Annotated in this window: 2 protein-coding genes; both read right to left on the reverse strand. The window is 37.6% G+C overall.

Annotated elements, in window-relative coordinates; all coding sequences use genetic code 11:
* Positions 1-69 precede the first annotated feature (69 nt).
* A complete protein-coding gene (locus tag QUA36_RS30840) occupies positions 70-1,908 on the reverse strand; it encodes a hypothetical protein (protein ID WP_333460117.1) in 1,839 nt (612 codons plus the stop codon).
* Positions 1,909-1,919: 11 nt separating this feature from the next.
* Positions 1,920-4,139, reverse strand: coding sequence for a hypothetical protein (locus QUA36_RS30845; RefSeq protein WP_333460118.1), 2,220 nt, complete (start codon positions 4,137-4,139; stop codon positions 1,920-1,922).
* Between the last annotated feature and the right edge of the window lie 58 nt (positions 4,140-4,197).

Genomic DNA, 4,197 nt, shown 5'->3' on the forward strand with positions numbered 1-4,197 from the left:
CTGTAATTAACTCATAATTTTGCCGGAAATATCATTCTACTATGTATTTGTGTAATTAATTGTGTCTGACTACTTAAATAAGTGTTGAATCCTGCGGGATATTTCCTGCATCTTAGCAGAAACAACTTTTCCTGTCCGTTTATTGACAACATCTTGAAATATATTTGCAAAGTGTTTTAGAGTATTTTCTCCGTTTTCAGTTGCTTTCAAAGACTGGATAGAAACCGTGGCGATAATATTATTAGAAATTTCACCATTATTAATCAGGGCATAAACTGCATCGCAAGTGCTGTTTAGCACTCCCAGAGTTTTGATATTGGTTGGTTGAAGTACGGTTTCCCCTTTTCTTTCAATTTGCCGCTGGTGATATTCTCTTCTCTGATTTTCTGGATTGTCTTTGAGGAAACGAACTGTTTTTTCTGTAAAATTGTCATTGCGATTATTTGATTGGTACTTAATGGTACGCCGTCCCCCATTGCTGGCAATAATATCAGAGTTTGTGTTAATAGAAAAAAGGCGATTGTCGCACAGCAATCCTGTTGTTTTGTCTTTGAATTTCTCGATAATATCTAAGTTTACTTGCTTGCGGGGACTGACGTAGAAAAATAGGAAACCGTCGTTAATATGATTTTTGAGAAATTGGGCGATCGCAGTTGTTTTACCTATTCCCGGATTCCCAGTCAGAAAAACGTAAGTTTCATCAGATTCCAGTGCTTTGACAATTAATTCAGCGTGAGCATTTCTCAGATGCGATCCGCGATCGACTTGCAAATCATCTGCCAGTTGATCTGATATAATATCGATGGAATTAGCAAAACCCTCAATCCGCTCAGTATGAGGTATAAAACTAGCATCTTTCCCGATTGCTAACAAATCATCAACAAACTTCCTGCCTTCTTTAAAACTGTGAGCCGCGTTGATTTGGATAATTTTGAAAACTTCGCTCCGAGCAATGCTAATATCTTTATATGTATCTTTATTTTGGTAGATTTGTGAACAAGTTGACAAAAAGTTAATTTTGTCTTTATTAATGGAAATGGCATTAATAGTGCGATCGCTATAACCGACTACATTAAACAATACCTCAGCATTGCTTGAAAGTATACCTGTTTTCTGCAAAAAATTATAGAAACTGTGAGTGTAGCTACCCGCTTGAATTAACTTAGTGGTTTCCTTATCATGATAATTAAAAGCTTTAAAATAGTCTTGCAACTCTTGTGAAAAATCAATTCCTAAAGTGCTGGTATCAATTCCCAAATTAGAAAACACACTTTTCGAGCGCAAATAGCTAATTTCTCTCCCCAACAGTTTCCGCATCACCTCAACTTCATGTAAATCAGGCACTTCAGTAGCAGCCGGAGAAAACACAGACAAATCAACACACAAAATTCTAAAATTCTTACCTTTCTGTAGCAGCAAAAGCGTATCCGCCCACAGGAATTCACCCGTTTTTGAGTAGCGATTGATGTACAAATTAATATCAGAAGTTGATAAACTAGGTTTCAGGGATTTGAGTTGCAGTAAAACTTCTTTAAAACCTTCTTCATCCTTTTTAGCATAAGTTCCAATGCTGTTAGTTTTAGTAAAACTGCACTGATAGTACAAAATTTTTAAATGCTGTGGTTTTCCACCAATAGCTTTCAGGTACTCCCGGAAAAAATTTAAGCCGCCCAAAAAGCCTTTTTGTAGATAAAATAAGCTCCATTTTTTAACTATTTTAATGTTCAAACCGCTTGGAATGTTATGCGAATTGATAATTTCTGTTACCATCTTGGAAAACTCAATCTGCTGCAAATCTAGGCGGTAAGAATCGCCGAAATTGTGAGAGATTTTTTGCTGCTGAATGCAAGTCAGAATCCCAATATTAAATCCAACTTCAAAGAGGCGACCGAAGTTTGCTGCTATCATTATTTTAGACCTCAATCGGCTACATTTAACACTTCTCTTACCTTGTTCAAAAATGCCAACGAATTAAAAGTAGCACTTCCACCCGCGTGAGTAAATTCAGATAAAGCACCAACGGATGACTCGCCAATAATGCGATCGAACGGATCGAGTTTCAAGCTAATTTGTTGGCGTGCTTCGTACTTAGAAAAGTGAAAAAGTGTCAAATAGTGCAATAAAGTATCTTTAATCTCACTATCATAAATCAAGCCTTGGCGAATATTTTGATCGTCGATAATTCCCTCGTAAATATTCAACAGTGTCGAATAAGAAATTACCCCATTGTAAAAATTTTTTTCCACTTGTTCTACTTTAATCCCATTAAACAGATTGAAAAACATCGCGGCTTGCTTGCTCGGATCTGTAAATAAGTTAGCAAGTTCCGCTGTATCTTGAATATAAAAAGATTCTCCCCGATGCTGTTGGGGACTGTAAACGTAGTATTTATCAAGGAATACCGGATAAATTCTAATATCTTGTCGCTCTCCTTTCAAGGTGCGGATGATATCTTTCGACATGAAAAACAATTTCTCGTCTTCATCATTTTGAGTAATGTGCAGCGTACTCATATAAGGTGCTTGCGAGATATACAGAAAATTTCGATATCCTCGCTTGTATAACTGGCTGACAATATCTTCGAGAATTGATGGCTGAGTATAAAGATGCTCAAGGCTATAATTTGCGGAGAAAGTTTTCAGCAATCCGACTTGAATAGTTCCGTCTTCGTAGCGCCTAATTCCGGTAACTTCGCCCAGCAAACAGGCTTTTCTTGATGCGCGATTATCGCCCCTACCTTTTCTCGCGTCGCTGTCTCTTGTAGATACTGCAATAATCGCTAAATTCTCCAATTCTGGAGATAGCTGTAGGTTGTTAAATCGAAACTTTTTAGGAAGTATTGAATACAGCGAACTCAAACCGTTTCTGATTTTAAAAGCACTCAAAGTGCCCCTGATACGGAATCCCTGGGAGTTTGTTCGGTGATTTTCACTCAAAATGTGAGATAATGTTTTGGAAAGATGCCCCATAAATTTTTCCGAAGGGAAAGGATGAGCGTGGTCGCCTTCGTGAATTCTCACTATCGGCACGAATGTATTATTTGGTAATTTTTTTAACAAGATTCGCAAGCAAATATACGACAGCAGCAAAACCGCAAACTTGTAAACAAAAGCTGCTTCTTGTTTCAAACCTCCTTGGCTATCTAAGCGTCGGTATTCGTAGGGAAACACAACTAATTTTCCCTTAAAATTTTCATTTAAAATTTCTTGAGAACGCTTGGCATTCGGAACCGAAAGTATAGGCAAAGCCTGGATACCTTTGATGTTATATTCCATGCTAAAACTTTGGGATTCATCCGTTGAGAAATAGCGAATATCTTCAATGGTAATATTGACTGGCAATTGACAAATAGCTTCTGGGCTGACATTCGGCTGTCCCACGGAAATATACTGAAGCGTTTCCTTCGGATTGCGCTGCACTACTTCTTTGAAAAATTTACCCGTTGTCAAAGTATTATTTACTTTTCTGAGGAGGCCTGTTTCAATTAAGATGTGTCGTGCTTCTGTGCGGGTATGCAAAATAGTTTTTGTCTTAATGAAGTTTTTTAAAAAAGCTTTAATGGTGTTAATTTTTGCCTTAATATTAAACTTCTCAAATCCTTTAATAAAATTGCGAAATAGCTCTATTTTCGCATCTTCGTTAGATTCATTGAGTACGGGAAATACTTTGCGATCGAAATTGGCTATCGGATCGTAATCAAGTTCAGATTCTGCGTTGTAATTTGGATCTAGGGGATTGCTGTTAGAAGCAAATACAAAATAGTATAAAAATGCTATTTTTAGTACCTTGAGAAAGAAGGTTTCGTGAGAGGCTGGTTCCTCTAATGCGGCTAAGTGTTCCGGGCTGTCAGGATTTAGTAGACTGAGATTGTAGTCTAATACGCTATCTGCGCCGTGGGATGGAACTGGATTGCCCAACTTTAGTTTTAAACCAAACACAAATTGGCGATCGCCTCCAGAGTTATCTGTCGTTTCTCCAAGATTACCTGCTATAATTGGAATGATGGGCAGGGCATCTAAGGCTTCCGATCGCGAAAACACATCTTTATAATTAATCTTAGTCTCCTGATAGTTAACCAGATAGTCTCCCTCAACTTTATCAGCGTCTTTGATATACTGTTCTACTCCTTTCCCGCTCAAAGAGTACAGAAAATGCTATAGTAAAAAAAAGCGAGGAAAATATCAATGAATCTGAGCC

Origin of the sequence: Microcoleus sp. Pol10D4, assembly GCF_036701555.1 — a bacterium.
In the GTDB taxonomy this organism is placed as follows: Bacteria; Cyanobacteriota; Cyanobacteriia; order Cyanobacteriales; family Microcoleaceae; genus Microcoleus.

What these genes read in the sequence shown, in the direction of transcription:
- QUA36_RS30840 (WP_333460117.1), bottom strand. Translation starts at nt 1,908, where the DNA reads ATGATAGCAGCAAACTTCGGTCGCCTCTTTGAAGTTGGATTTAATATT.